This is a genomic window from Pseudomonas piscis, assembly GCF_009380155.1.
Classification (GTDB): Bacteria; Pseudomonadota; Gammaproteobacteria; order Pseudomonadales; family Pseudomonadaceae; genus Aquipseudomonas; species Aquipseudomonas piscis.
Genome location: NZ_WHUV01000001.1, coordinates 393,473 through 419,184 on the forward strand (window position 1 = coordinate 393,473; position 25,712 = coordinate 419,184).

Sequence of the window (25,712 nt, forward strand, 5' to 3'; positions counted from 1 at the left end):
ACCTGATTGCCATAAGACCTACGCATTCGTTCCCTAGGATGGCCTGCATCTGCCAGATGAGGTCCGTCCATGAACAACTCCCCCGCAACCGCCCTGAGCAACCCTGGCTCGCCGATGAAGGTGCGCGGCATCCAGAAGCGCTTCGGTGCCTTCACTGCCCTGGACAACGTATCCCTGGACGTGGCTGCCGGCGAGCTGGTGTGCCTGCTGGGGCCGTCGGGTTGCGGCAAGACCACCTTGTTGCGCTGCATCGCCGGCCTGGAGCGCCAGGATGCGGGCGAGTTGTACCTGGGCCAGCGTGACGTCTCGAACCTGGCGCCGCAGGCTCGGGACTACGGCATCCTGTTCCAGTCCTATGCGCTGTTCCCCAACCTCACGGTGGAGGCCAACATTGCCTATGGCCTGGCCGGCAGTGGCCGTGACGAAGCCCGCAAGCGCGTGGCGCAGATGCTCGAGCTGGTGGGCCTGACCGGCAGCGAGAAGAAATACCCCGGCCAGTTGTCCGGTGGCCAGCAGCAGCGCGTGGCCCTGGCTCGGGCCCTGGCCCCTTCGCCGTCGCTGTTGTTGCTGGACGAGCCGATGTCGGCCCTCGACGCCCGCGTGCGCGAGCACCTGTGCACCGAACTGCGCCAGCTGCAGCGGCGCTTGGGCATCACCACCCTGATGGTGACCCACAACCAGGACGAGGCCATGTTGATGGCCGACCGCATTGCCGTGATGAACAACGGCAAGGTCGAGCAGTACGCCACGCCCCAGGAAATCTACGACCGTCCGGCCACGCCGTTCGTCGCCGAGTTCGTCGGCCAAGGCAACTGGCTGCCCTTCAGTCGCAGCAGCCATAGCCATGCCCAGGTGGGCGGGATGAACCTGCGCCTGGCCGACGACTCGGCCAAGGCCGCCTCGGGGCGCCTGTTCTGCCGTCCGGAGGCCATCAGCGTGAACCCGCCGGTGCATGAGGAAAACCTGTTCCCGGCCAAGGTCCGCGAGATCACCTTCCTCGGCAACCGCTGCCGCATGAGTTTCGAACTCAACCAGTTGCCGGGGCATCCGCTGCTGGCGGAGCTGGCACCGGAGGCCATGCCGCGCCTGGGAGCCCAGGACATCTGGGTGGCCCTGCCACCGCGCAGCCTGCAGGTGTTTGCCTGAGATGGCCGTCGAAATGTCCCTGCCGCTACCCGCCAAACGTGCGCGCCAGGTTTCCCGTGCCGAGATCGGCGATCGAGTGTTCGTCATCGGCGGCAAGGTTTTGCTGCTGGTGTTGCTGGGGGTAGCGGTGCTGCTACCGCTGCTGGCGATCTTCTGGCGCGGTTTCAGTGCCGAGGCCGGGCAGGGCGGTGGCTGGCTGGCCGCCCGCGAACTGGTCACTAGCGCCAACTTCCACTGGCTGCTGGGCAACAGCCTGAAAGTCTCCCTGAGCGTGGCCGCCATCGTCGTGCCCCTGGCCTACCTGTTCGCCTACGCCCTGCAACGTACCTTGATCCCCGGCAAGGGCATCTGGCGTGGCCTGTCGCTGCTGCCCTTGATGGCGCCGTCGATGCTGCCGGGCATTGCCCTGGTCTACCTGTTCGGCAACCAGGGCCTGCTGCGCGGGTTGTTCGCCGACAACATCTACGGCTTCTGGGGCATCGTCCTGGGCGAGGTGATCTACACCTTTCCCCATGCCCTGATGATCCTGCTGTCGGCGCTGTCCCTGGCCGATGCGCGGCTGTTCGATGCCGCCTCGAGCATGGGCGCGAGCCCGGCCAAGGCGTTTCGCAGCATCACCTGGCCGGCCACCCGGCAAGCGGTGTTCGCCGCGTTCTGCCTGGTGTTCACCCTGACCATCACCGATTTCGGGGTGCCGGTGGTGGTGGGCGGCGACTACCAGGTGCTGGCCCTGGAGGCCTACAAGGCCGTGGTGGGGCAGCAACAGTTCGGCCGTGGTGCCCTGATCGGCATGGTGCTGCTGGTACCGGCCCTGTTGAGCTTCGGCGTCGATGCCTGGTTGCGCCGGCGCCATGGCGACTCCATGAGCGGCCGGGCCCAGGTGTTCAAACCGGCGCCCTCGCGGCTGCGTGATGGCTGCTACCTGGCCATCGTGCTGCTGATCTGCGCGGCGCTGCTGCTGGTGTTCGGCATGGCGGTGTACTCATCGCTGGTGAAGTTCTGGCCCTATAACCTGTCCCTGTCGCTGAACCACTACCAGTTCGACGAAACCGCCGGCGGTGGCTGGCTGGCCTATCGCAACAGCCTGACCATGGCCCTGTGCACGGCGCTGATCGGCAGCGTGGTGATCTTCACCGGCGCCTACCTGATGGAGAAGACCAGCGGCCAGCGCGGCTTGAACCTGGTCCTGCGCATGCTCAGCTTCGTGCCCATGGCAGTGCCCGGGCTGGTGCTGGGCCTGGGCTACGTCTTCTTCTTCAATCTCAACGGCAACCCGCTGCATGTGTTCTACGGCAGCATGGCGCTGCTGGTGGTGTGCACCATCGCCCACTACCTGACCACCGCGCAGATGACCGCCACCACCGCCCTGCGCCAGCTGGATGCGGAGTTCGAGGCGGCGGCGCTGTCGCTCAAGGCGCCGCTGTACCGCCATTACCTGCGGGTCACGGTGCCGATCTGCCTGCCGGCGCTGCTGGACATCGTGCGCTACCTGTTCGTTTCGGCCATGACCACGGTTTCGGCGGCGATCTTCCTCTACAGCCCCGACACCATCCTGGCCGCCGTGGCCGTGCTGAACATGGACGACGCCGGCAACGTCGGCGGCGCCGCGGCGATGTCGACCCTGATCCTGTTCACCTCGATTGGCGTGTCGCTGCTCCTGGCCGCTGCTTCGCGCGGCCTGCTGCGTCGCTCCCAGGCCTGGCGCCAGACCGCGCCCGGCCACTGAATTCACCCAACCACCCACGATCCGTACTCACCAAGGAACCGCACCATGTTCAAGCCTCTGGCTCTTGCCGCTTCTGTCCTCTGCGCTGTCAGCCTGAACGCCTTTGCTGCGAAGACCGAGCTGACGGTCTACACCGCCCTCGAAGCCGAGCAGCTGAAGTCCTACAAGCAGGCCTTCGAGCAGGCCAACCCGGATATCGAGATCAAGTGGGTACGTGATTCCACCGGGATCATTACCGCCAAGCTGCTGGCCGAGAAGGATCGCCCGCAGGCCGATGCGGTCTGGGGCCTGGCGGCCTCCAGCCTGGCGATCCTCGACCAGCAAGGCATGCTGCAGAACTATGCGCCCAAGGACCTGGGCAAGATCGGCGGCAACTACCGCGACGCCGCCAACCCGCCGGCCTGGGTTGGCATGGACGTGTGGGCCGCCACCATCTGCTTCAACACCGTGGAAGCCCAGAAGCAGGGGCTGAGCAAGCCGGTGAGCTGGCAAGACCTGACCAAGCCCGAGTACAAGGGCAAGATCGTCATGCCTAACCCGGCCTCCTCGGGCACCGGTTTCCTCGATGTCAGCGCCTGGCTGCAGACCTTCGGCGAGAAGCAGGGCTGGAAGTACATGGACGACTTGCACCAGAACATCGGCCAGTACGTCCATTCCGGCTCCAAGCCGTGCAAGCTGGCCGCCGCCGGCGAGTTCCCCATCGGCATTTCCTTCGAATACCCGGCCGTGCAGCTCAAGCGCAAGGGCGCGCCGCTGGACATCGTACTGCCCAAGGAAGGCCTGGGCTGGGAAATCGAGGCAACTGCGGTGATCAAGGGCACCGCCCACGAGGACGCGGCCAAGAAGCTCGCCGACTTCTCCGCCAGCCCGGCAGCCATGGAGCTGTACAAGGAAAACTTCGCCGTGCTGGCCCAGCCGGGCATCGCCAAGCCACAGACCGAACTGCCGGCGGACTACGAGCAACGCCTGATCAAGAACGACTTCGCCTGGGCTTCGAAGAACCGCGACGAGATCCTCGCCGAGTGGCGCAAGCGTTATGACGGCAAGTCGGAGAAGGTCGCCGCGCAATAACGACAGGTACTTGCCGTGGCGGGGGAGCTTGCTCCCTCGCCATAACCAACGAGACATGAACATGACCAACCACAGCGATCTGCTGATCGTCGGCGCCGGCATCCTGGGCCTGTCCCACGCCTATGCGGCGGCCAAGCGCGGTTTGCGGGTGCGAGTATTCGAGCGCAGCGCGATCCCCCAAGGGGCGTCGGTGCGCAACTTCGGCCAGGCCCTGGTGACCGGCCAGCCGCCGGGCACCATGCTCGAGCTGGCCAGGGCCAGCCGGGAGATCTGGGCCGACTGGCAGCAACTGGCCGGGCTGCAGCTCAAGCGCAATGGTTCTTACCTGTTCGCCCGCACGGAGGCCGAGGAGCAACTGCTAGAGGCCTTCTGCGCCGGGCGTGCGCGGGAGCATGGCTATCGGGTCGAGCTGTTGCAGGGGGCGGCGCTCAACGATCTGTACGGCGGCCAGTTCCGTCATCACCGCGCTGCTTTGCATGGCCTGGACGACCAGCAGCTGTATTCGCGCGAAGCGCTGCCGATGCTGATCGACTACTTGCGCCGGGACCTGGGCGTGCAGTTCCACTTTTCGACCCTGGTGCGCGATATCGAGCCAGGCCTGCTGCGCAGCACCGCCGGGACCTTCCAGGCATCGCGCATCCTGCTGTGCTCGGGGCACGACTACCAGACCCTGCTGGCCGAGCAGATCGCCGTCCTGCAGCCGCAGATCTGCCGCCTGCAAATGTTGCGCGCCCGGCCCCAGGTCAACCTGAACCTTCAGCATGCCCTGCTCACCGGCCTGAGTTGCGTGCACTACGGCGCCTTCGCCGACCTGCCCGAGGCGAAGGCGGTACAGGCGCAGATCCTGCGCGAAGCTGCGCATCTGCATGAGCACGGTATCCACCTGCTGATCAGTCCGACGCCTTATGGCGAGCTGATCATCGGCGATTCCCATGACTACGGCAGCAATCCGTCGCCTTTCAACAGCGAACAGGTGGACAGCTGGCTGCTGGAGCTGGCCGAGCAGACCCTGGGCTGCAAGGTCCAGGTGGTGGAGCGCTGGCAGGGTGTCTATGGCGCCCGTGGACCGGGGCCGTTTTCGTTCCTGCAAGCGATGCCCGGGGTGCATGCGGCGTTGATGCACACTGGCGTCGGCATGAGCGTCGGCCCGGCGCTGGCCGAGCGCAACATCGCGCAGTTGCTGGAGGAAGCCTGATGGACCGCGAGCGGGCGATCGCCGAGGTTTTCGGCCTGTACGAGCGTTTTGGCGACCATGATTACATCGGCGAGCCGATCTCGCAGATCGAGCATATGTCCCAGGCCGCGCAGCTGGCTCTGGCCGAAGGGCATGACGATGAAGTGGTGCTGGCGGCGTTCTTCCACGATATCGGGCATATCTGCCAGCAGGATGCCGAGAACATGGGTGGTTTTGGCGTGGTCAGCCATGAGCGGTTGGGGGCCGACTACCTGCGCCGGGCCGGTTTCAGCGAGCGTATGGCGAAGCTGGTGGAGTACCACGTGCAGGCCAAGCGCTACCTGACCTTCAAGGAGCCGGGGTATTTCCAGCGCCTGAGCGAGGCCAGTCGCCGCACCCTGGAGTACCAGGGCGGGGTGATGACGGCCGAGGAAGCCGCGGCATTCGAGCAGGACCCGCTGTGTGCGCTGAGCTTGCGCCTGCGCCAGTGGGACGAGCAGGCCAAGCAGGAGTGGGTGCCGGTGATAGACCTGCAGATTCTCAAGGACAAGGCCGCGGCCCTGCTCCAGCCCTTGTAGCCGCTGCCGAGCGTGCGAGGCTGCGACAAGGCCGCAGGCCTGCAGCGATCCTGCGGTCCTCGTGGCCCTGCGGGCCATGCGCAGCCTGCGGCAGCGGCTACACGGAGGATTACAGGTCCTGGGCCAGGATTTCGATCTGCTCCTGGCGTTCGGCCTGTTCCTGGCGTTTGCCGGGGTTGAGGGATGACCACTGCGGGTGGGCCCGGGCCTTGCCCAGGGCTTGCGGCAGCTTGCCCTCGCGCCAGCTTTTATCCTCGGGGGTGGCCAGCTGGATGCTCTCCAGCGCTGCGTGCCCGCGCAGGTCCAGGGCCTGCACCAGCTGCTTCTGACGCAGGGCCAGCAGGCGCAGCACGCTGTCGTCCACGGTCAGCTCGCGCTGGCCCTTGAGCTTGCCCAACAGGCGGTTGCCATAGCTGCGGGCGGTCTGCAGGGCGCCACCGGCGATGGCCCCGGCGATGGCTGCCGCGCCCAGGGTCAGGCCACCCACCAGCAGGTCCACCCCGGCCCCGGCCGCCGCGCCAGCGGCGATCCCGCCCCCGACCCGGACTCCCAACTGCTTGAGGGTTTCAGGGTTGAACAGATCATCGCCCCAGCGCCCGTCCAGCAATGGCAGGTCGCTGGCGCAGGCATCCTGGGGCCGGAAGGCGTACAGCTTGAGCAAGGCCTCGACGCAGCGTTGCTCTCGCTGGCGTACGTCCTGGCGCAGGCTGGCGATGGCCTGGCGCTCCTGCTCGGCGTCGCTGGCCACGCCGCGCCGGCAAGCCGCGCAATCCACCAGCAACTCGGCGATCAGTCGGGCCGCGCTGTGGCGGCGTGCCAGGCGCTGGGCCTGCTGGTCGTCGGTCAAGCGCTGCAGCGCCGGGCGGGCCTGTTCGAGCAACAGCCCGAGGCTTTCGTACAGGCGCCGTTCGCCGTCCTCCGGCGGGGCCACGCTGTCGAACCGCACCAAGGCGTGCAGCCCCAGGCGGGCCAGGGCTTCGCGCCAGTCGCCCTCGCGCTGGGTGGCGCTGCTGACGAAGTTCAGCACCGGCAACAGCGGTTTGCCGCAACCGGCCAGCACTTCCAGTTCGTCGCGGTACTTGGCCAGGACCGGTTCCCGGGCATCGATCACGTACAGCCCGGCGTCCGAGGCCAGCAGCTGGCGCAGGACCTTGGCTTCCTGCTCGAAGCGCTGGCGCGCCTCGCTGCCATCGAGAAAGCGAGCCAGGCGCGCCGGGCCATCCAGGCGCTCGCCGGGACGCTCCAGGCGTTCCAGGTAGTCCAGCAGGGCGATGGCGTCTTCCAGGCCCGGGGTGTCATAGAGTTCCAGCAGCGGCTGGCCATCCACCGACAGCCGCGCGCCTTCCACGTGGCGGGTGGTGCTGGGGCGATGGGATACCTCGCCAAACTCCACATCCCGGGTCAGGGTGCGCAGCAGCGAGGTCTTGCCGACGTTGGTGTGGCCGACCACCGCCAGTGTCAGCGGCCGGGTGCGGGTATCAGTCATGGCCGGTCTCCAGCCAGTTGAAGGGCGCGCAGTCGGCGAACGGCAGTTGCAGTCGCTCCAGGGCGGCGTGCCAGTCGCCCAGGCGCTCGGCGTCCAGGGCCTGGCCGGCCGGGGCCTGCAGCAACCAGATGCGGGTGGCGCCGGCATTGCGGGCCAGTTCGGCGATCAACCCCAGGCTACCGCGGTCGGGCGAGCGCCGAGGGTCGCAGGCGATCAGCAGGCGGGCAGGGGGGAAGCGGCTCATCTGCTCCAGCAGGCGGTGGCGCGATTCGCGGTTGTCGAGGATCCCGGCGTCCTTGATCGCTTCGGGCAACTGCGGCGGCCAGGTGCGTTGGTCGTCCAGCTCGATGGCCACCAGCAAGGCGCCGCTGCTGTCCAGGCCGCTGCTGCCGCCGGCGATCTGATGCAGGTGTTCTGGCGCCAGGTCGTTGACCCCCAGGCGCTCGCTGCTGGGCATCAGGCGCTCGCGCAGCTGGGCGTAGCCGGGCAGCTTGAGGTCCAGTTGCAGGCGGGCCCGGCCGTGGACCCAGCGCCAGCGGCACAGCAGCATCAGCACCAGGCGCGGCAGTACGCCGTAGATCACCAGCGACGCCACCAGCCACACCGCCCAGGACTGGCGCACCAGCTCGGTGTTGTAGACGTCCCGGGTACTGGCCTGGATCATTTCCACGGTCGGTACGCCGAAGCCCAGGGCCCGAGGGCCGGCACTCAGGAAGTTGGTGATCGAGACGAAGGCGTCGGACCCCAGCAAGGTGCTCTCCCAGACGAAGTCGTAGCGATGGGTAATCAGTTGCGCCAGCAGCATGCTCATGGCGCTGAGCAGGGCCAGCAGCCACAGGCCGTGGACCAGGGTGCCCAGGGCCCAGCGGTTGAGCTTGTGGCGTTGCAGCAGGAGCAGCAGCGCCGGCGGCAACTGGGCGGCCTTGGCATCGCGCGAGCACTTTTCACTGAGCCACAGCCACAGGCGGCCCAGCCCGGAGTCATGGCCGCCGAACAGCAGCAACCCGGCCAGCCAGCCCAGCAGCAGGAGCAGGTTGATCCCCAGCAGGCTGCCCAGGGCCCAGAACACATTCACCGGCTCGCGGGTGTCGCCCAGGGCGCTGAAAGCCAGGCCGGCCCCGCTGAGGACCGCCAGCACCGCCAGGACCAGGAAGGCCAGGCGTGCCCCTTGCCACCAGTGCAGCAGCGCGCTGTCCAAGCCGTCGCGCCGGGCCAGCCACAGGGCCCGGGCCTGGATCCGGCTGGCCAGGTCGCCACCCTGTTGCCGGGCCACGCGGTTGGCTTCCTGGTCATCCAGGGGGCCGGCGTGTTCCTCGCGCAGGCGCACGGTTTCGGTCAGCCACAGTCGTTGCAGGGGAGTCATTGCAGTCACGCGTCATTCCATCGCTCAAGAGTGCGCTGAGCATAACTGCTGCAGCGTTGGTCGGGTTGGATAGCGGGGATTCGCCGTGGGGCGGGAACAGATCCCCGGCCCTCTGGTATGCTCGCCGGCATGAAAAAATCACTCCCTCTGAGCCTGATCGCGGCACTCGCTGAAAACCGCGTGATCGGCATCGACAACAGCATGCCCTGGCACCTGCCGGGGGATTTCAAGTACTTCAAGGCCACGACCCTGGGCAAGCCGATCATCATGGGGCGCAAGACCTGGGACTCCCTTGGCCGGCCGTTGCCCGGGCGGTTGAACATCGTGGTCAGTCGTCAGACCGATCTGGCGCTCGAAGGTGCCGAGGTGTACCCGTCGCTGGAAGCCGCAGTGGTGCGCGCCGAGCAATGGGCCCTGGAGCAGGGTGCGAGCGAGCTGATGCTGATCGGTGGCGCGCAGCTCTACACCCAGGGCCTGGAACAGGCGGATCGCCTGTACCTGACGCGGGTGGCCTTGAGCCCGCAAGGGGATGCGTGGTTCCCAGAGTTCGATGAACAGCGCTGGAAGCTGGTGTCCGACCAGCCCAACCCGGCGCAAGGCGACAAGCCGGCCTACAGCTTCGAAGTCTGGGAGCGAGCCTGAGTTGTAGCCGCTGCCGAGCCTGCGAGGCTGCATAAAGGTCCGCAGGACCTTCGGCGATTCCGATGCCCCATGGCCCTGCGGGCCATGCGCAGCCTGCGGCAGCGGCTACCCTGAACCCCGGCTCAGGCGTGGGCCAGGTCTTCGTGCTCGTCGGCGTCCAGCAGGGCTTTGTCGGTCTGTCCCATCGCCTGGCTGGTGATGGCGCCGGCGGTCATCGAACCGCTGACGTTCAGCGCGGTGCGTCCCATGTCGATCAGTGGCTCCACCGAGATCAGCAGGGCCACCAGGGACACCGGCAGGCCCATGGCCGGCAGCACGATCAGCGCGGCGAAGGTAGCGCCGCCGCCGACTCCGGCCACACCGGCCGAACTCAAGGTCACGATGGCCACCAGGGTGGCGATCCACAGCGGGTCCAGCGGGTTGATGCCTACGGTCGGGGCGACCATCACCGCCAGCATGGCCGGGTACAGGCCGGCGCAGCCGTTCTGGCCGATGGTGGCGCCGAACGAGGCGGCGAAGCTGGCGATGGACTGCGGGATGCCCAGGCGCCGGGTCTGCGCCTCGATGCTCAGGGGAATGCTCGCGGCGCTGGAGCGGCTGGTGAAGGCGAAGGTCAGCACCGGCCAGACCTTGCGGAAGAAGCGCAACGGGTTGATCCCGGCCAGGGCGACCAGCAGGCCGTGGACCACGAACATCAGGCCCAGGCCGATATAGGACACCACCACGAAGCTGCCCAGCTTGATGATGTCCTGCAGGTTGGAGCCCGCCACTACCTTGGTCATCAAGGCCAGCACGCCGTAGGGCGTGAGCTTCATTACCAGGCGCACCAGGCGCATCACCCAGGCTTGCAGGGTGTCGATGGCATTGAGCACCTTCTGGCCTTTATCGGCGTCGTCCTTGAACAGTTGCAATGCTGCAACGCCCAGGAACGCGGCGAAGATCACCACGCTGATGATCGAGGTCGGCTTGGCCCGGGCCAGGTCGGCGAAGGGGTTCTGCGGGATGAACGACAGCAGCAACTGCGGCACGTTGAGGTCGGCGACCTTGCCGGCGTAGTCGCTCTGGATCACTTGCAGGCGAGCCAGTTCCTGGGTTCCGGCCACCAGCCCTTCGGCGCTCAGGCCGAACAGGTTGGTCAGGCCGATGCCGATCAGGGCCGCGATGGCCGTGGTGAACAGCAAGGTGCCGATGGTCAGGAAGCTGATCTTGCCCAGGGACGAGGCGTTGTGCAGGCGGGCCACGGCGCTGAGGATCGAGGCGAACACCAGCGGGATCACGATCATTTGCAGCAACTGCACATAACCATTGCCCACCAGGTCGAACCAGCCGATGGAGGCCTTGAGGACCGGGTTGCCGGCACCGTAGATGCTGTGCAGGGCGATACCGAACACCACGCCCAGCACCAGTGCCAGCAGGACCTTCTTGGCCAGGCTCCAGGTGGTGTGGCGGGTTTGTGCCAGGCCCAGCAGCAGGGCCAGGAACACCAGCAGGTTGAGGATCAGCGGCAGATTCATTGGGGCTCCGGTAAACGTGTGCCAATCGCGGCTCGGGGCGATTGCGAACCGGCAAGCCTAACAGCTTGAAATCTATTGAATTAATAACGATATCGCATGGCGACCGTCGTTTTTGGAATAAGCCGGTGGCGCTATAGCACATGTGGTTGGCGCTGATGGGACGCGAAAAGTCGCGTACAGACGAGAACTGTCACAAGGATTTGTTAGCGTCGATGACTTTCACCCAGGGAGAAATCGCCGATGAAATTCGCACCCAAACTGCTCGCCGCCGCCCTTTGCCTGGGCCTCGCCGGCCAGGTTTTCGCCACCGAGTTGAAGCACTGGCCGCAAGAACAGGCCAAGCAGCTGGAGGCGATGATCGCGGCCAACGCCAACAAGGGTAACTACGCGGTGTTCGACATGGACAACACCAGCTACCGCTACGACCTGGAAGAAGCCCTGCTGCCCTACCTGGAGAACAAGGGCCTGATTACCCGCGACAAGCTCGACCCATCGCTGAAGCTGATCCCGTTCAAGGACACGGCCGAGCACAAGGAGAGCCTGTTCAGCTACTACTACCGGCTCTGCGAGATCGACGACATGGTCTGCTACCCCTGGGTCGCCCAGGTGTTCGCAGGCTTCACCCTCAAGGAGCTCAAGGGCCATGTGGATGAGCTGATGGCTTCCGGCAAGCCGGTATCGAGCACCTACTACGACGGCGATGCGGTGAAGACCATCGAGGTCAACCCGCCCAAGGTCTTCACCGGCCAGGCCGAGCTGTACAACAAGCTGATGGAGAACGGCATCGAGGTCTACGTGATGACCGCCGCCTCCGAGGAGCTGGTGCGCATGGTCGCCGCGGACCCCAAGTACGGCTACAACGTCAAGCCGCAGAACGTCATTGGCGTCACCACCCTGCTCAAGGACCGCAAGACCGGGGCCCTGACCACCGCCCGCAAGCAGATCGCCGAAGGCAAGTATGACCAGCAGGCCAACCTTGGCCTGGAGCTGACGCCCTACCTGTGGACTCCGGCCACCTGGATGGCTGGCAAGCACGCGGCGATCCTGACCTATATCGATGAGTGGAAGAAGCCGGTGCTGGTGGGTGGCGACACTCCCACCAGCGATGGCTACATGCTGTTCCACGATGTGGACGTGGCCAAGGGCGGCATCCACCTGTGGATCAACCGCAAGGACAAGTACATGAACCAGCTCAACGGCATGATCGCCAAGCACGCCGCGGCCCAGGCCAAGGAAGGGCTGGCGGTGACCGCTGACAAGAACTGGGTGATCGTCAAGCCCGAAGACATCCAGTAAGCCAGCCTGCGCCCAGTGGCACGGCCCCGCCCGGGGTGTTTGTGCCACTGGGGGCAAGGACGCCTGCCAGGGCCCCGCGGGCCTTGGCCGGGGGAATGTTTCAACTTGTGACAGTCAAAGCCCCTCTGCCATAATCGCGCCCGTTTCCACTCCTCCCGCCTGCTCTCCCTGTGCCGGGCCATGCCCCGTCTGCACGTAATGGACTACGTTGTGAGCTATCTCTCGATCGAATTCGGCTTCTGCTTCATCCTGTTCTTCGTCCTGTATTGGGGCCTGGGCTTCAGCCTGCGCTTGCAGAACGTCCTGCTGCTGGCCGCCAGCTACGCCATCCTGGCCAGCTTCAGCCTGAACTTCCTCTATATCCTGCTGGGCTATACCACCCTGGTGTACTTGCTGGGCCTGCTCAGCCAGCGGTATCCCGGACGTGGCTGGGTCAACGGGCTGATGCTGTTGCTGGTGCTGGGGGCGTTCTACCTGTTCAAGTACCAGGACTTCTTCACCAGCAGCGTACAGAACGCCTTTGCCCAGTTCGGCGTGGAAGTGTCGCTGCCGCTGCTGGAAGTGCTGCTGCCGGTGGGGCTGTCGTTCTATGCGTTCCATTCGGTCAGCTACCTGGTGTCGATCCACCGGCGCGAGCTGAAGGCCGGCTCGCCGTTCGACCTGGCGCTGTACCTGGCGTTCTTCCCCAGCCTGATCGCCGGACCGGTGAACCGGGCGGTGCCGATGCTCGGGCAGATCAACCCGCCGCAACTGCGCCAGGTGCTGGAGCCGCAACGGGCGCTGGGGCTGATCGCGGTGGCGGTGGTCAAGCTGTTCTTCCTCAGCTCGTGGCTGGCCAACGAGTGGGTCGACCCGGTCTTCGACAGCCCGGTGGCCTACTCCGCCGAGCAGATCCTGCGGGCGGTCTACGGTTATTCGTTCCTGATCTATTTCAACTTCAGCGGCTACACCGACCTGGTGACCGGCATTGCCCTGCTGCTGGGTTTCCGCCTGCCGGAGAACTTCAACTACCCCTATGCGGCGCGCAACCTCAAGGAGTTCTGGGGCCGCTGGCACATCAGCCTGTCGACCTTCATCCGCGACTACGTGTACATCCCCCTGGGAGGCAACCGGGGGCCGGTCTGGCGCGGCAACCTGAACATGCTGCTGGCGATGCTGATCTCCGGCCTGTGGCACGGCGCCAGTGCCAACTTCATCATCTGGGGCGCGCTGCACGGCGTCGGCCTGGCGCTGTACAAGCTGTGCAGCCCGCTGCTGGCCCGCGGACCGCGCTGGATCGGCTCCGACCTGGCGGCGCGCTTGCTGACCTTCCACTACGTGGCGCTGGCCTGGATCTTCTTCCGCTGCGCGACCCTGTCCGATGCCCTGGACATGCTCAGCGGCCTGGGCGGGCTGTCCCTGGCCGGGTTGGCCGGCAGTGCCCTGTCGCTGCTGGGCTGCCTGTTGTTCGTGGCGTTCTACCCACGGATCGTGGCGTTGCTGCGCCGCTTGTTCGAGGCTGCCACCGGCTTGCCGTGGCTGCTGTATCCAGTGCCGCTGGGCCTGTTCATCTGCGTGGTCATCTTTGCCTCTCCATCGGGCGTGCCGGGGTTCATCTATGCCAGTTTCTAAGCCTTCACCCTTGTCGATCAGCCTGGGCAGCGCGGCCAAGGTGTTCTATGCGTTGCTGGTGACCAGCCTGTTGCTGGTGTGGTTCAACCAGCAGTCGATCCGCCTGTATTGCCAGCAGAAGTACCACGAGAGCTGCGAGATCCCCGGCCTGGCGCAGAACCCGCAGTGGCGTTTCGGCGCGCAGCTCAACCAGGCCCTGGAAAACGCCCGGGTGGCCTTCGTCGACAGCTTCGTCGGCCAGGCCGAGCTGAACCTGGTGGCCGAGGTCCAGGCGGCGCCCGAGCCGGAACCTGCCGCACCAGCGCCGCAGGCCAAGCAGCCGGCAGCGGCGCACCAGGCTCCGGCAGCCAACGCCCATCCGGTCGCGCATCAGGCGCCGGTCGCTGCGCCGCCAGCGGTGGCCGTGGCGCCTGTGGCCAGCCAGCCGCCCAAGGTCGCGCAGGGAAGCATCGCGCCGCTGATGGTCAGCCTGGGCACTGGCGACGAGGTGTTTTTCGTCGGTGACTCGTTGATGCAGGGCGTGGCGCCACACATGGCCAACACCTTGCGCAAGCGCTACAACGTCAAGAGCCTGAACCTGAGCAAGCAGAGTACCGGCCTTGCCTACCCGAGCTTCTTCAACTGGCCCAAGACCGTTGAAAGCACCCTGGCCAGCAACCCCAACATCCGCCTGATGGTGATCTTCCTCGGCCCCAACGACCCTTGGGACATGCCCGAGGTCAAGGGCAAGCCCTTCCTGCGCTTCAAGACCCCGGACTGGGAGGAGGCCTATCGCCGGCGTGTCGATTCGATCCTCGACACCGCCCAGGCGCACAATGTGCAAGTGATCTGGGTCGGGCCGCCGAACATGGAGAAGGCCAAGCTGTCTACGGCCATGGCCTACCTGAGCGAGCTGTACAAGGGCCAGATCGAGCAGTATCACCAGCACTTCGTGTCGGCCAACGAGATTCTCGGCTACCGCCACGACGAGTTTTCCTACTACCGCATCAATGGCGACGGGCAGAAGATCAAGACCCGGGTCGATGACGGTATCCACTTCACCACTACTGGGCAGAAGCTCATCGCCGAGCGCGTGATCTCGATGATCAACTTCCCCAGCCAACAATTGACGGAGCATTGAGATGGGGCGTTTGCAAGGTATTGCGCTGTTGCTGGGCATCACCTTGCTGAGCAGTTGCAGCCCGACCACCGAGGTCCAGGCCACTCCTGCCTCGGCACTGGCCAGGCCTGGTGCGGGCCAGAAGAAGTTGGTCACCCCCGGCAGCGATCCGAACCTGGCGCTGCTGGCACGCAAGTTCAGTACTTCCAACCGTACGCCGATCAACATCGTGCAGCTGGGCGACTCGCATACCGCGGCCGACCTGTTCAGCGGCGAACTGCGCCGCCTGCTGCAGGCGCAGTACGGTGATGGTGGCATCGGCTTCGTGGCGGCGACCCCGGTGCCCGGCACGCGCTACGAGCGAGTGATCCTCAGTGCGGCCAAGCGCCAGTGGTCGCTGGTGTCGGCGCGCAACCAGCAGAGCACGCAGTTTCCCCTGGGTGGCTACCTGTCGCTGCCGCAGACCCCGGGAGCCCGGGTGCACATCGCCGAGCGCCAGCCGAGCAACCAGCAATACCGCATCTCGGCCTTGTACCAGGCGTCCAGCAACAGCACCCTGACCGCGCGGGACAACCTCAACAAGGGCAGCCGCATGCTGGCCGCCACTGGCGGGCAATGGCGCCTGAGCCCGCCGTTCAACAACCTGACCCTGCCTTTGGACCTGAGCGTGGCCAACAGCCAGGGCCTGGCCCTGGGCGGTTGGAACATCCTCGGGCAGAAGAGCGCCGGGGTGATCTATTCCGCCCTGGGCATCAACGGCGCGCGCCTGGATGTGCTGGACAAGTGGCAGCCCGGCTGGCTGGAGGCCCTCAAGGCCTTGCGTCCGGACATGGTGGTGCTGGCCTACGGCACCAACGAGGCTTTCGACGACGATATCGATCTGCAGTTGTATCGCAGCCAGTTGCAGGAGAAGGTCGCGCTGCTGCGCAAGAACCTGCCCAAGACGGTGATCCTGCTGGTGGGTCCGCCGGATTCGATCAAGCGGCGCAATGCCGGCAGTTGCGCTGCCTCGCAGCCGCAGCCGCTGCGCCAGATCATCCAGATCCAGAAGGACGTGGCCAAGACCAGCCGCACGCTGTTCTGGGACTGGCAGGCGTTCATGGGCGGCGATTGCTCCATCAGCCAGTGGCAGGCCAGCGACCTGGCGCGCAACGACCTGATCCACCTGACCGCCGATGGCTATCGCAAGAGTGCCGACGGCTTGTACCGCTTCCTGCGTGGGCAGTTGGGCGAACGCATGCCCTGAGCCTGCACTGGCGCAAGGCAAAAAAATGCCCCGCACATGGCGGGGCATTTTCATTTGCCGGTGGTGATCACAGGCTGTCGAGCAGGGCCTTGTTGCGGACCGCGCCCTTGTCGGCGCTGGTGGCCAGCAGGGCATAGGCCTTCAGGGCGGTGGTCACCTTGCGTGGACGCACCTCCGCCGGCTTCCAGCCCTTCTTGTCCTGCTCGATTCGGCGGGCCGCCAGTTCCTCGTCGCTGACCAGCAGGTTGATCGAACGGTTGGGGATGTCGATCAGCACCTTGTCGCCATCCTTGACCAGGCCGATGGCACCGCCGGCGGCGGCTTCCGGCGAAGCATGACCGATGGACAGGCCCGAGGTGCCGCCGGAGAAGCGGCCGTCGGTGAGCAGGGCGCAGGCCTTGCCCAGGCCCTTGGACTTCAGGTACGAGGTCGGGTACAGCATTTCCTGCATGCCCGGGCCGCCCTTGGGGCCTTCGTAGCGGATGATCACGATGTCGCCTTCCTTCACCTCGTCGGCGAGGATGCCGCGCACCGCGCTGTCCTGGCTTTCGAAGATCTTGGCGTTGCCTTCGAACACGTGGATCGACTCGTCGACACCGGCGGTCTTCACCACGCAGCCGTCCAGGGCGATGTTGCCGTACAGCACGGCCAGGCCGCCTTCTTGGGAATAGGCGTGCTCGACGCTGCGGATGCAACCGTTCTCGCGGTCGTCGTCCAGGGTTTCCCAGCGGGTCGACTGGCTGAAGGCGGTCTGGGTCGGGATCCCGGCCGGGCCTGCCTTGAAGAAGGTGTGCACGGCCTCGTCATCGGTCTGGGTGATGTCCCACTTGGCGATGGCTTCCTCCATGCTGGCGCTGTGCACGGTCGGCAGGTCGGTGTGCAGCAGGCCGCCACGGGCCAGCGAACCGAGGATGCTGAAGATGCCGCCGGCGCGGTGCACGTCTTCCATGTGGTACTTCTGGATGTTCGGCGCCACCTTGCACAGCTGCGGCACCTTGCGCGACAGGCGATCGATGTCGCGCAGGTCGAACTCGACTTCGCCCTCCTGGGCGGCGGCCAGCAGGTGCAGGATGGTGTTGGTCGAGCCGCCCATGGCGATGTCCAGCATCATTGCGTTCTCGAACGCCTTGAAGTTGGCGATGCTGCGCGGCAGCACGGACTCGTCGTTCTCGCCGTAGTAGCGCTGGCACAGCTCGACGATGGTGCGGCCGGCCTGCAGGAACAGCTGTTCGCGGTCGGCGTGGGTGGCCAGGGTCGAACCGTTACCCGGCAGGGCGAGGCCCAGGGCTTCGGTCAGGCAGTTCATGGAGTTGGCGGTGAACATGCCGGAGCACGAACCGCAGGTCGGGCAGGCGCTGCGTTCGTACTCCGCGACCTTCTCGTCAGAAGCGCTGGAGTCGGCGGCGATGACCATGGCGTCCACCAGGTCCAGGCCGTGGGAGGCGAGCTTGGTCTTGCCGGCTTCCATCGGCCCGCCGGAGACGAAGATCACCGGGATGTTCAGGCGCAGGGCGGCCATCAGCATGCCGGGGGTGATCTTGTCGCAGTTGGAGATGCAGACGATGGCGTCGGCGCAGTGGGCGTTGACCATGTATTCCACGGAGTCGGCGATGATTTCGCGGCTGGGCAGCGAATACAGCATGCCGTCGTGGCCCATGGCGATGCCGTCGTCCACGGCGATGGTGTTGAATTCCTTGGCCACGCCACCGGCGCGTTCGATTTCGCGGGCGACCAGCTGGCCCAGGTCCTTCAGGTGCACATGGCCCGGGACGAACTGGGTGAAGGAGTTGGCAACGGCGATGATCGGCTTCTTGAAGTCGGCATCTTTCATCCCCGTGGCGCGCCACAGGGCGCGGGCACCGGCCATGTTGCGACCGTGGGTGGACGTTTTCGAACGGTAATCAGGCATGAAGCACTCCAGGCGGCTAATCAGGTGACAAATGGGGAGTGAGCTTCTACTGACCTCGGGAACACTCAGAAATGGCCGTGTGTCCGAAGCTGCCGATGACCTCGCGGGATCGCCGCGAGACTCAGCCTGAGCTCATAAACCCGCCGGGGATGACTGGCGATGAATACGCCCGATTCTACACCGCTGGCGTCAGGAAGGAATGCCGTGGCCGCTCTGCGGTTTCGATCGTTCTGCACGCGACCGCAGCCCGGCCCTTGCTTTAGACTCGCGGCCTTTGGATCACATGCCAATGGAACTGGAATGCTCGCTTCTTTTCGCTCCTTGAGGTTGTACCTGGTGGTTGGCGCGGTGCAGGGCATCGTGCTGATGTGGTTGCTGCTCCATAGCGGCTGGAACTCCGGCGCCATGGCAGTGCTGGCTGCTGCCGTGCTGGCGGGCGGCACCACCTTGCAATTGCAGGGCGAGCAGTGGCGGCGGCTGCGCAGTTGGGTCGCCGTGCTGCTGGTTGGGCTGTTCTCGGCAGCGCTGGCGCTGGCATGCCAGGTGCTGCCCGGGACCCTGCTGGTGGTGTGTGGCATCGCTGCTGGGCTGTTGGTGATCGCGTTAGTGGGCGCCACCTTGGCCCAGGATGGCCCCCGGTTGGGGCGACGCCTGCTGGAAAACGGCCTGTGGCTGCTGCTGGCGTTGCCGTGGCCCTGGCTGGCGCAGAAGCTGTTCAAGCTCTGGCTTGCCTATCGGCACCTGGACCCCTTCAAGAGCGAGGTGCTGGCGCTGGCCTTCTTTGCCGGCCCGCCCCTGGCGTTCTCGGTTGCACTGTTTCTCGGCCAGTCATGGCGCGCCAGGGGGCTCAGGCGCAAGCCCGTTGATTGTGCCGGTTGACCAGGCTGTTCAGGCCCAGGGCGCTGGTGCTGAGCACCAGGAAGCACAGGCCCAGGGCCATGGCCAGGTTATCGCTGGCCAGGTTGATGAAGCCGCTTATCAGGCCGCCACAGGTGAAGATGATCATGTTGCCGGCCGAGGCCGAGGTCCCTGCGTTCTGCGGAAACAGGCCCATGGCCCGGGACGTGGCGACCGGCCGGGTGATAGTCGTGCCTGCGGTGCAGACGATCATCGGTAGCAGTACGCTGCTGGCGCTCGGTTCGAAGCGCTGGAGAAACAGCATCAGCAGCCCGGACAGGGCGATCAGCAACAAGCCGGCGATGATCTGGGTGCTGGCCCGCAGGTGCCGGTTCATCGCTCCGGCGGCGAACCCGCCCAGGATATAGGCCGCGCCGTATAGCAGGAGCACCAGGGAATACTGGTAGGGCGAGAGCTGCAACTGCTCCATGAAGATGATCGGCGAGGTGACGATGAACGAGAAATGGCAGGCAAAGGCCAGCGCCGAGATCAGCCAGTAGCCCACGAAGCGCGGCTCCGCGCAGACCAGCCGGTAGGCGGCGAAGATATTGCGCTGGCGGCCCTTGGCCGTGCCCGGGGTGTTTTCCAGCAGCAGCCAGGCCATGAGGATCACCAGCAGGCCGATGGTCGCGAACACCTCGAAGCTGCCTTGCCAGCCGAGTCGTTCCTGCAGCCAGGTGCCGAACAGCGGGGACAGGGAAATGAAGATCCCGCTGGCGGTGACCATGGCGATGCGCAGGCGTTCCTGCTCCTTGCCTTCGAACAAGTCCTGGACCAGGGCCTGGGATAGAACGAAGCAACCGCAACCCATGGCCTGGACCACGCGGAAGAACAGGAACCACGAGTATTGGCTGGCGACGACGCAGCCGGCCGCGCCGACCAGGGCCACGCTCATGCCCCCCAGTAACAGCTTCTTGCGGCCCAGGGAGTCCGATAGCGGGCCAACCAGCATCAGGGAAAAGGACAGACCGATGGCGAACAGGCTGACGGACAGCGCGATGTCGGCGCTCGACGTCTGGAAACGTTCGGCCAGGGCAGGAAAGGAGGGCAGGATGACATCCAGCGGAAAGACTCCCAGCAGGGTCATGGTCATCAACAGGATGATGGCCGAGGTCTTCTGCGTGGCGTTGGATGCGTGGCCCATGATGCGGGGTTCTCAGTCCTTGAGGTGGTCCCGAGGATCGAGTCGTGGCCCGGCAAAGTCAATGGATGGCGCTGGCCATTCCCGTCGTCGACGGCAATGGCCAGCCGGCCGGCCTCAGCTGTTGGGCAGCAGGCGGCAGGTGATGCTCTTGATGTAGCGGGTTTCCGGGATGGCCGGGTGCACCGGGTGATCCGGGCCCTGGCCGCCGCGCTCGAGCAGTTGGATGTTGCGATCCAGGTGGCGGGCGCTGGTCAGCAGGATGTTCTGCAGGTCGTCCTCGGGCAGGTGCATCGAGCACGAGGCGCTGACCAGGATGCCGTCCTTGGTCAGCAGGCGCATGGCCTGCTCGTTGAGGCGGCGGTAGGCGCCTTCGCCGTTCTTCAGGTCCTTCTTGCGCTTGATGAAGGCGGGCGGGTCGGCAACGATCACGTCGAAGCGCTCTTCGGCGGCCTTGAGTTCCTTGAGGGCCTCGAATACATCGCCTTCGATGCAGGTGAGCTTGTCGGCGATGCCGTTCAGCGCGGCGTTGCGTTCCACGCCATCGAGGGCGAAGCCCGAAGCGTCGACGCAGAACACTTCGCTGGCGCCGAACGCACCGGCCTGCACGCCCCAACCACCGATATAGCTGAACAGGTCCAGCACGCGCTTGCCCTTGACGTAGGGCGCCAGGCGCGCGCGGTTCATGCGGTGGTCGTAGAACCAGCCGGTCTTCTGGCCTTCCATCACCGGGGCTTCGAACTTCACGCCGTTCTCTTCCAGGGCCACCCACTCCGGCACCACGCCGAACACCGTGTCGACGTAGCGCTCCAGGCCTTCGGCGTCACGGGCGGCGGAGTCGTTCTTGAACAGGATGCCGCTGGGCTTGAGCACCTGGACCAGGGCGGCGATCACGTCGTCCTTGTGGCGTTCCATGGTGGCCGAGGCCAGCTGCACCACCAGGATGTCGCCGAAACGATCCACCACCAGGCCTGGCAGCAGGTCGGAGTCGCCGTACACCAGGCGGTAGAAGGGCTTGTCGAACAGCCGCTCGCGCAGGGACAGGGCCACGTTCAGGCGGTGCACCAGCAGCGACTTGTCCAGGGCCAGCTTGGCATCGCGCGACAGCAGGCGAGCGCAGATCAGGTTGTTGGGGCTCATGGCGACGATGCCCAGGGGCTTGCCACCGGCAGCTTCCAGCAGCGCCTGGTCGCCTGCCTTGAAGCCGTGCAGGGGAGTGGCGGCTACATCGATCTCGTTGCTGTAGACCCACAGGTGGCCGGCGCGCAGGCGGCGGTCGGCGTTGGCTTTGAGGCGCAGGCTTGGCAGGGACATGACGTCGCTCCGGAAAAAAGGGCGCGATTATACCCCTTCGTAGGCGTTCGGTGATGGCCATTGGACCTGCGGCTAAATGCGCAAGGTAAAGTTCCTGTCGGTTTGCCCAACATTGCCGAGATAGGGGGTAGAATCGCCGCCTGACCCAGAGTGTGTACTTATGTCCCAAGAGCTATCCGCCGAACAGATTCAACAGGCCCTGCAAGGCATCAGTGTGCCGCCCCAGCCGCAGATCATGGTGGATCTGCAGATGGAGCAGTACATGCCCGATCCCGACCTCGAGGTGATCGCCAAGCTGATCTCCCAGGATCCTGGCCTGTCTGGCGCGCTGCTGAAGATCGTCAACTCGCCCTATTACGGGCTGAGCAACAAGATCGCTTCGATCCAGCGTGCGGTGAACCTCCTGGGCAGCCGCTCGATCATCAACCTGATCAACGCGCAGTCGATCAAGGGCGAGATGAGCGACGAGACCATCGTCACTCTCAACCGCTTCTGGGACACCGCCCAGGACGTGGCCATGACCTGCCTGACCCTGGCCAAGCGCACCGGCGCCCAGGCCGTGGACGAGGCCTATGCGCTGGGCCTGTTCCATGACTGCGGCGTGCCGCTGATGCTCAAGCGCTTCCCCGACTACATGACCGTGCTGGAAGAAGCCTATGGCAGTGCCGGGCCCGAACAGCGGGTAGTGGATACCGAGAACCGGGTCTTCAACACCAACCATGCGGTGGTCGGCTACTACACGGCCAAGTCCTGGCGCCTGCCGGAGCACGTGACCATCGCCATCGCCAACCATCACAACGCCCTGGCGATCTTCAGCGACGAGTCCTCGCGTAACAGCCAGTTGAAGAACCTGCTGGCGATTCTGAAGATGGCCGAGCACATCTGCTCCTCGTACCGGGTACTGGGCAACCAGGTCGTAGACCATGAATGGAACAGCATCGGCCACCTGGTCCTCGATTATGTCGGCCTGTCGGACTACGACTTCGAGAACCTCAAGGAAACCGTGCGCGAACTGGGCGCCCACTGATGCCTGAACTCCCCGAGGTCGAAACCACCCGGCGCGGGATAGCGCCGCACCTGGAAGGCCAGAAGGTCAGCCGGGTGATCGTCCGTGACCGGCGCCTGCGCTGGCCGATCCCCGAGGACCTGGACATACGCCTGTCCGGGCAGCGGATCGTCCAGGTCGACCGTCGGGCCAAGTACCTGTTGATCAATGCCGAAGTCGGCACCCTGATCAGCCACTTGGGCATGTCGGGCAACCTGCGGTTGGTGGAAGTCGGCCTGCCAGCGGCCAAGCATGAGCATGTGGATATCGAACTGGAGTCGGGGCTGGCCCTGCGCTACACCGATCCACGGCGCTTTGGCGCCATGCTCTGGAGCCTTGACCCGTTGAACCACGAGTTGCTTTCGCGGCTGGGTCCGGAGCCACTGACTGACCTGTTCGACGGCGAGCGCCTGTTCCAGATGTCCCGCGGGCGTTCCATGGCGGTCAAGCCGTTCATCATGGACAACGCGGTGGTGGTGGGGGTGGGCAACATCTACGCCACAGAAGCCTTGTTCGCCGCGGGCATCGACCCACGCCGCGAGGCCAAGGGCATTTCCCGGGCGCGCTATTTGAGGCTGGCGATCGAGATCAAGCGGATCCTGGCGGCGGCCATCTTGCAGGGTGGCACCACCTTGCGCGACTTCATCGGCGGCGATGGCCAGCCCGGCTACTTCCAGCAGGAACTGTTCGTCTACGGGCGAGGCGGGGAGCACTGCAAGGTCTGCGGCACGGGATTGCGCGAAATCAAGCTGGGCCAACGCGCCAGCGTCTACTGCCCACGCTGCCAGAGCTGATCCCGGCGTTACTGGCGGCGCGGCCAGCATCCATCCTGTCGCGCCCTGGCAAGCGCCGGGGCCGCCAGGGCTCCTGGCGGATCAGGCCTTGCCGGTGATCTTGCGATACTTGGCCATCAGCTCTTCTTCGGTTTCCGGACGGTTCTCGTCCAGGGGAATGCAATCCACCGGGCACACCTGCTGGCACTGCGGCTCGTCGTAGTGGCCGACGCACTGAGTGCACAGGTTCGGATCGATGACGTAGATCTCTTCGCCTTGGGAAATGGCCGCGTTGGGGCACTCGGGTTCGCAGACGTCGCAGTTGATGCAATCGTCGGTGATGATCAGGGACATGGGGTACTCCGGCCTGGGCGGCGGGCCCGGGCATGTAGAAACGAATGCGCGCAATTGTGCCGTATTGACGCCCGCAGTGCACGCGGGCGCGATGGCTGACACCGGGCGCAGGCCCCCTTGGCGGGGGCCAGATGGCTTATTTCTTGAAGCGCAGGGTCAAGGCTTCGGCGACCGCCGGATGGACGAATTTGGTGATATCGCCCCCCAGGGCCGCGATTTCCCGGACCAGCGTCGAGGAAATGAACGAATAGCGCTCGGACGGGGTGAGGAACAGGCTTTCCACATCCGGAGCCAGCTGGCGGTTCATGTTGGCCAGTTGGAATTCGTATTCGAAATCCGAAACGGCCCGCAGGCCGCGCAGGAAGACATTGGCGTTCTGCTCCTTGGCGAAATGCGCCAATAGCGTCGAAAAGCCCACGACTTCAACGTTGGGCAGGTGCTTGGTCACCTCTCGCGCCAGCTCCACGCGCTGTTCCAGGGGGAAGAGCGGGTTTTTCTTGGGGCTGGCGGCGACGGCGATGATCACGTGGTCGAACAGCCGCGAGGCGCGTTCGACCAGATCGCCGTGGCCCTTGGTAATCGGGTCGAAGGTTCCTGGGTACAGCACTCGGTTCATCGCGTCGTCCTGGCGGGAATCCGTTGGGGAATCGGATGGTATCGCAGCCTTTCCGGTCGGCCAAGTCGCCTTTTGGAGTACAAGTCCCCGCGGACATCATCGATACCGAGCCTCATCACGCGGTTTTCAAGCGCTCGGCCAGGGCCGTGGCCAGCTGTGCGGTCAAGCCGTACACCGACAGCTGCGGGTTGGCGCCGATGCTGGTGGGGAACAGCGAGCCGTCATGGATCGACAGGTTACGCAACTGGTGGTGGCGGCCAAGGCTGTCGGCTACGGCGACCTTCGGGTCCTGGCCCATGGCGCAGCCGCCCATCACGTGGGCGCTGCCCAGGCGGGTGCGGTATAGGGCCAGTTCCAGGCCGTCGATCTGGCTGCGGACCTCGGCCAGGGTCTTGGCGAACCGTGCATCGCTGTGCAGCGGCTTGACTGCCTTGGCGCCGCCGGCGAACTGGATCTCGGCCATGCTGTGGAAGGCCCGGCGCAGGCCGTCCCAGGCATAGGGTGAGACCTGGTAGTCGAGCACCGGGCTGCCGTCGCCGCGCAGTTCGACGTTGCCGCCGGTGCTATCGGGATGAAAGCCGTCCCGCAGCAGGGCCAGCATGGCGTGGGTATGGGGCAGTTGCTCCATGGTCAGGCCGCTCTGGGGGCCGAAACCGCCCAGCAGGGTGCTGGCCAGGGCGGGTTGCAGCGGCGGTACCTCGAGTTTGTAGGCCATCTTGCCGGTGGTGCCGTCCTGCCATTGGAAATGGTCGGAATAGATCGATTGCGGCGCGCCGTAGAAAGGGTTGATCACCTCGTCGAACTGTCCGGCGGAGAAGTTCACCAGGTGCAGGAACGTACGCTTGCCCAGGCGCGAATGCGGGTCTGGGGCATCGGAGCGCAGCAGCAGGGCCGGGCTGTTGATGCCGCCGCCGGACAGTACGTAGTGCTTGGCCTTGACCATGATCTTGCGGCCGGTGGGTGCCACGCAGCGAGCGTCCATGGCCAGGCATTGCAGGCCGGTGACCCGGTCGCCATCGAGTTGCAGGCGATCGGCGCGGGCCAGGTACAGCAGTTCGCCGCCTTTCTCCAGGGTCGCCGGGATAGTGGTCACCAGCATCGACTGCTTGGCGTTGGTCGGGCAGCCCAGGCCGCAGTAGCCCAGGTTCCAGCAGCCGCGTACGTTGCGCGGGATCACGTGCCAGCTGTAGCCCAGGGCTTCGCAGCCCTTGCGGATCACGTCGTTGTTGGCGTTGGGTGGCATGACCCAGGGCGCGACTCCCAGGCGCTGCTCCATCTTCTCGAACCAGGGGGCCATTTCGGCCGAGCTGTGGCCCACCACGCCATGCTCCCGGGCCCAGTGCTCGAGGGTCGGGTCGGGGGTGCGGAAGCTCGAGGTCCAGTTGATCAGGGTGGTGCCGCCTACGGCGCGCCCCTGGAGGATGGTGATGGCGCCGTCCTTGCTCATGCGCCCGATACCTTCCTGGTACAGGCTGGTGTAGGCCTGGTCCTCGAGCATCTTGAAGTCGTCGCTGGTCTTGAGCGGGCCTTCTTCGATCAGCAGCACCTTGTAGCCCGCGGCACTGAGGATCTCGGCCGTGGTACCGCCCCCGGCACCACTGCCGACGATGGCGACATCGGCCTCCAGGGTCAGGTCCTGCTCCAGTTGCGAGCCGTTGTAGGTTTTCCAGCCACGAGTCAGGCCTTCGCGAAACAGATCAGGTACAGGCAT

The 25,712-nt window shown here is 65.5% G+C and carries 22 protein-coding genes; 13 read left to right on the forward strand and 9 right to left on the reverse strand.

All coding sequences use genetic code 11. The features are described 5' to 3' along the window. Window positions 1-69: 69 nt before the first annotated feature. From GDH07_RS01835 to GDH07_RS01855, 5 genes are all read left to right on the forward strand, one after another. Window positions 70-1,146 carry a putative 2-aminoethylphosphonate ABC transporter ATP-binding protein gene (locus GDH07_RS01835; RefSeq protein ID WP_152896563.1) on the forward strand — a complete coding sequence of 359 codons (1,077 nt, stop codon included), beginning with the start codon at window positions 70-72 and terminating at the stop codon, window positions 1,144-1,146. A gap of 1 nt (window position 1,147) precedes the next feature. Beyond that, window positions 1,148-2,872: a putative 2-aminoethylphosphonate ABC transporter permease subunit gene (locus tag GDH07_RS01840; RefSeq protein ID WP_152896564.1), complete on the forward strand. Its 1,725-nt coding sequence runs from the start codon at window positions 1,148-1,150 to the stop codon at window positions 2,870-2,872. A 45-nt stretch (window positions 2,873-2,917) separates the two neighbouring features. Continuing rightward, window positions 2,918-3,943, forward strand: a complete 1,026-nt coding sequence (locus tag GDH07_RS01845; RefSeq protein WP_022641667.1) for a putative 2-aminoethylphosphonate ABC transporter substrate-binding protein — start codon at window positions 2,918-2,920, stop codon at window positions 3,941-3,943. A 61-nt stretch (window positions 3,944-4,004) separates the two neighbouring features. Continuing rightward, a complete protein-coding gene (locus GDH07_RS01850; protein WP_152896565.1) occupies window positions 4,005-5,138 on the forward strand; it encodes a TIGR03364 family FAD-dependent oxidoreductase in 1,134 nt (377 codons plus the stop codon). Beyond that, complete coding sequence (locus GDH07_RS01855; RefSeq protein WP_152896566.1) at window positions 5,138-5,695, forward strand: phosphonate degradation HD-domain oxygenase; 558 nt, start codon at window positions 5,138-5,140, stop codon at window positions 5,693-5,695. Before GDH07_RS01850 ends, GDH07_RS01855 begins: the two co-directional genes overlap by 1 nt. Window positions 5,696-5,804: 109 nt before the next feature. Here GDH07_RS01855 and GDH07_RS01860 read toward each other — a convergent pair whose 3' ends face one another. Next, window positions 5,805-7,181, reverse strand: a complete 1,377-nt coding sequence (locus tag GDH07_RS01860; protein WP_152896567.1) for a GTPase/DUF3482 domain-containing protein — start codon at window positions 7,179-7,181, stop codon at window positions 5,805-5,807. Continuing rightward, window positions 7,174-8,553 (reverse strand): DUF2868 domain-containing protein, encoded by a 1,380-nt coding sequence (locus GDH07_RS01865; protein WP_343038081.1) that lies wholly within the window; start codon window positions 8,551-8,553, stop codon window positions 7,174-7,176. The genes GDH07_RS01860 and GDH07_RS01865 overlap by 8 nt, the downstream gene beginning before the upstream one ends. 120 nt (window positions 8,554-8,673) lie before the next feature. On the opposite strand from GDH07_RS01865, the gene GDH07_RS01870 reads away from it, so the two are divergent. Then, window positions 8,674-9,186 (forward strand): dihydrofolate reductase, encoded by a 513-nt coding sequence (locus GDH07_RS01870; RefSeq protein ID WP_152896568.1) that lies wholly within the window; start codon window positions 8,674-8,676, stop codon window positions 9,184-9,186. Between the two features lie 122 nt (window positions 9,187-9,308). On the opposite strand, the gene GDH07_RS01875 is transcribed toward GDH07_RS01870, so the two are convergent. Beyond that, complete coding sequence (locus GDH07_RS01875; RefSeq protein ID WP_022641662.1) at window positions 9,309-10,700, reverse strand: L-cystine transporter; 1,392 nt, start codon at window positions 10,698-10,700, stop codon at window positions 9,309-9,311. Between the two features lie 240 nt (window positions 10,701-10,940). On the opposite strand from GDH07_RS01875, the gene GDH07_RS01880 reads away from it, so the two are divergent. The 4 genes from GDH07_RS01880 (at window position 10,941) to GDH07_RS01895 (ending at window position 15,952) form a co-directional block, all read left to right on the forward strand. Next, a complete protein-coding gene (locus tag GDH07_RS01880; RefSeq protein WP_022641661.1) occupies window positions 10,941-11,996 on the forward strand; it encodes an HAD family hydrolase in 1,056 nt (351 codons plus the stop codon). Window positions 11,997-12,206: 210 nt separating this feature from the next. Then, window positions 12,207-13,607, forward strand: coding sequence for an MBOAT family O-acyltransferase (locus GDH07_RS01885; RefSeq protein WP_343038083.1), 1,401 nt, complete (start codon window positions 12,207-12,209; stop codon window positions 13,605-13,607). Continuing rightward, window positions 13,594-14,727, forward strand: a complete 1,134-nt coding sequence (locus GDH07_RS01890; protein WP_053133903.1) for an SGNH/GDSL hydrolase family protein — start codon at window positions 13,594-13,596, stop codon at window positions 14,725-14,727. Before GDH07_RS01885 ends, GDH07_RS01890 begins: the two co-directional genes overlap by 14 nt. A 1-nt stretch (window position 14,728) precedes the next feature. Continuing rightward, a complete protein-coding gene (locus GDH07_RS01895; protein ID WP_085594421.1) occupies window positions 14,729-15,952 on the forward strand; it encodes an SGNH/GDSL hydrolase family protein in 1,224 nt (407 codons plus the stop codon). Between the two features lie 67 nt (window positions 15,953-16,019). Here GDH07_RS01895 and ilvD read toward each other — a convergent pair whose 3' ends face one another. Continuing rightward, entirely contained in the window at window positions 16,020-17,861 is a 1,842-nt protein-coding gene (gene ilvD / locus GDH07_RS01900) for a dihydroxy-acid dehydratase (RefSeq protein ID WP_022641657.1), read from the reverse strand. Between the two features lie 300 nt (window positions 17,862-18,161). Between ilvD and GDH07_RS01905 the strand changes: the two genes are divergently transcribed. Continuing rightward, on the forward strand, window positions 18,162-18,740 hold the full coding sequence (locus GDH07_RS01905) for a hypothetical protein (protein ID WP_152896569.1): 579 nt from the start codon (window positions 18,162-18,164) through the stop codon (window positions 18,738-18,740). On the opposite strand, the gene GDH07_RS01910 is transcribed toward GDH07_RS01905, so the two are convergent. Next, window positions 18,709-19,902, reverse strand: a complete 1,194-nt coding sequence (locus GDH07_RS01910) for an MFS transporter (protein ID WP_152896570.1) — start codon at window positions 19,900-19,902, stop codon at window positions 18,709-18,711. The two genes, GDH07_RS01905 and GDH07_RS01910, sit on opposite strands and share 32 nt — an antisense overlap. 114 nt (window positions 19,903-20,016) lie before the next feature. Beyond that, window positions 20,017-21,213: a class I SAM-dependent rRNA methyltransferase gene (locus tag GDH07_RS01915; RefSeq protein ID WP_022641654.1), complete on the reverse strand. Its 1,197-nt coding sequence runs from the start codon at window positions 21,211-21,213 to the stop codon at window positions 20,017-20,019. Window positions 21,214-21,427: 214 nt separating this feature from the next. On the opposite strand from GDH07_RS01915, the gene GDH07_RS01920 reads away from it, so the two are divergent. Together GDH07_RS01920 and mutM are read left to right on the forward strand one after the other, a co-directional pair. Beyond that, on the forward strand, window positions 21,428-22,240 hold the full coding sequence (locus tag GDH07_RS01920) for an HDOD domain-containing protein (RefSeq protein ID WP_177409180.1): 813 nt from the start codon (window positions 21,428-21,430) through the stop codon (window positions 22,238-22,240). After that, entirely contained in the window at window positions 22,240-23,052 is an 813-nt protein-coding gene (gene mutM, locus GDH07_RS01925; RefSeq protein ID WP_022641652.1) for a bifunctional DNA-formamidopyrimidine glycosylase/DNA-(apurinic or apyrimidinic site) lyase, read from the forward strand. The genes GDH07_RS01920 and mutM overlap by 1 nt, the downstream gene beginning before the upstream one ends. 81 nt (window positions 23,053-23,133) lie before the next feature. On the opposite strand, the gene GDH07_RS01930 is transcribed toward mutM, so the two are convergent. The 3 genes from GDH07_RS01930 to GDH07_RS01940 form a co-directional block, all read right to left on the reverse strand. Beyond that, window positions 23,134-23,385: a YfhL family 4Fe-4S dicluster ferredoxin gene (locus GDH07_RS01930; RefSeq protein WP_016963552.1), complete on the reverse strand. Its 252-nt coding sequence runs from the start codon at window positions 23,383-23,385 to the stop codon at window positions 23,134-23,136. Window positions 23,386-23,521: 136 nt separating this feature from the next. Next, the gene (gene coaD / locus GDH07_RS01935; RefSeq protein ID WP_022641651.1) at window positions 23,522-24,001 is read right to left on the reverse strand and encodes a pantetheine-phosphate adenylyltransferase; all 480 of its coding nucleotides are present in this window, start codon (window positions 23,999-24,001) and stop codon (window positions 23,522-23,524) included. 115 nt (window positions 24,002-24,116) lie between these two features. Continuing rightward, window positions 24,117-25,712, reverse strand: a complete 1,596-nt coding sequence (locus GDH07_RS01940; RefSeq protein WP_022641650.1) for a GMC family oxidoreductase — start codon at window positions 25,710-25,712, stop codon at window positions 24,117-24,119.

Coding starts and splice junctions, on each gene's coding strand:
- GDH07_RS01875 (WP_022641662.1), bottom strand. CDS start 10,700: ATGAATCTGCCGCTGATCCTCAACCTGCTGGTGTTCCTGGCCCTGCTG.
- GDH07_RS01910 (WP_152896570.1), bottom strand. CDS start 19,902: ATGGGCCACGCATCCAACGCCACGCAGAAGACCTCGGCCATCATCCTG.
- GDH07_RS01930 (WP_016963552.1), bottom strand. CDS start 23,385: ATGTCCCTGATCATCACCGACGATTGCATCAACTGCGACGTCTGCGAA.
- mutM (WP_022641652.1), top strand. CDS start 22,240: ATGCCTGAACTCCCCGAGGTCGAAACCACCCGGCGCGGGATAGCGCCG.
- GDH07_RS01840 (WP_152896564.1), top strand. CDS start 1,148: ATGGCCGTCGAAATGTCCCTGCCGCTACCCGCCAAACGTGCGCGCCAG.
- GDH07_RS01845 (WP_022641667.1), top strand. CDS start 2,918: ATGTTCAAGCCTCTGGCTCTTGCCGCTTCTGTCCTCTGCGCTGTCAGC.
- coaD (WP_022641651.1), bottom strand. CDS start 24,001: ATGAACCGAGTGCTGTACCCAGGAACCTTCGACCCGATTACCAAGGGC.
- GDH07_RS01850 (WP_152896565.1), top strand. CDS start 4,005: ATGACCAACCACAGCGATCTGCTGATCGTCGGCGCCGGCATCCTGGGC.
- GDH07_RS01895 (WP_085594421.1), top strand. CDS start 14,729: ATGGGGCGTTTGCAAGGTATTGCGCTGTTGCTGGGCATCACCTTGCTG.
- GDH07_RS01870 (WP_152896568.1), top strand. CDS start 8,674: ATGAAAAAATCACTCCCTCTGAGCCTGATCGCGGCACTCGCTGAAAAC.
- GDH07_RS01915 (WP_022641654.1), bottom strand. CDS start 21,213: ATGTCCCTGCCAAGCCTGCGCCTCAAAGCCAACGCCGACCGCCGCCTG.
- GDH07_RS01860 (WP_152896567.1), bottom strand. CDS start 7,181: ATGACTGATACCCGCACCCGGCCGCTGACACTGGCGGTGGTCGGCCAC.
- ilvD (WP_022641657.1), bottom strand. CDS start 17,861: ATGCCTGATTACCGTTCGAAAACGTCCACCCACGGTCGCAACATGGCC.
- GDH07_RS01890 (WP_053133903.1), top strand. CDS start 13,594: ATGCCAGTTTCTAAGCCTTCACCCTTGTCGATCAGCCTGGGCAGCGCG.
- GDH07_RS01880 (WP_022641661.1), top strand. CDS start 10,941: ATGAAATTCGCACCCAAACTGCTCGCCGCCGCCCTTTGCCTGGGCCTC.
- GDH07_RS01940 (WP_022641650.1), bottom strand. CDS start 25,712: ATGCCTGTACCTGATCTGTTTCGCGAAGGCCTGACTCGTGGCTGGAAA.
- GDH07_RS01905 (WP_152896569.1), top strand. CDS start 18,162: ATGCTCGCTTCTTTTCGCTCCTTGAGGTTGTACCTGGTGGTTGGCGCG.
- GDH07_RS01855 (WP_152896566.1), top strand. CDS start 5,138: ATGGACCGCGAGCGGGCGATCGCCGAGGTTTTCGGCCTGTACGAGCGT.
- GDH07_RS01835 (WP_152896563.1), top strand. CDS start 70: ATGAACAACTCCCCCGCAACCGCCCTGAGCAACCCTGGCTCGCCGATG.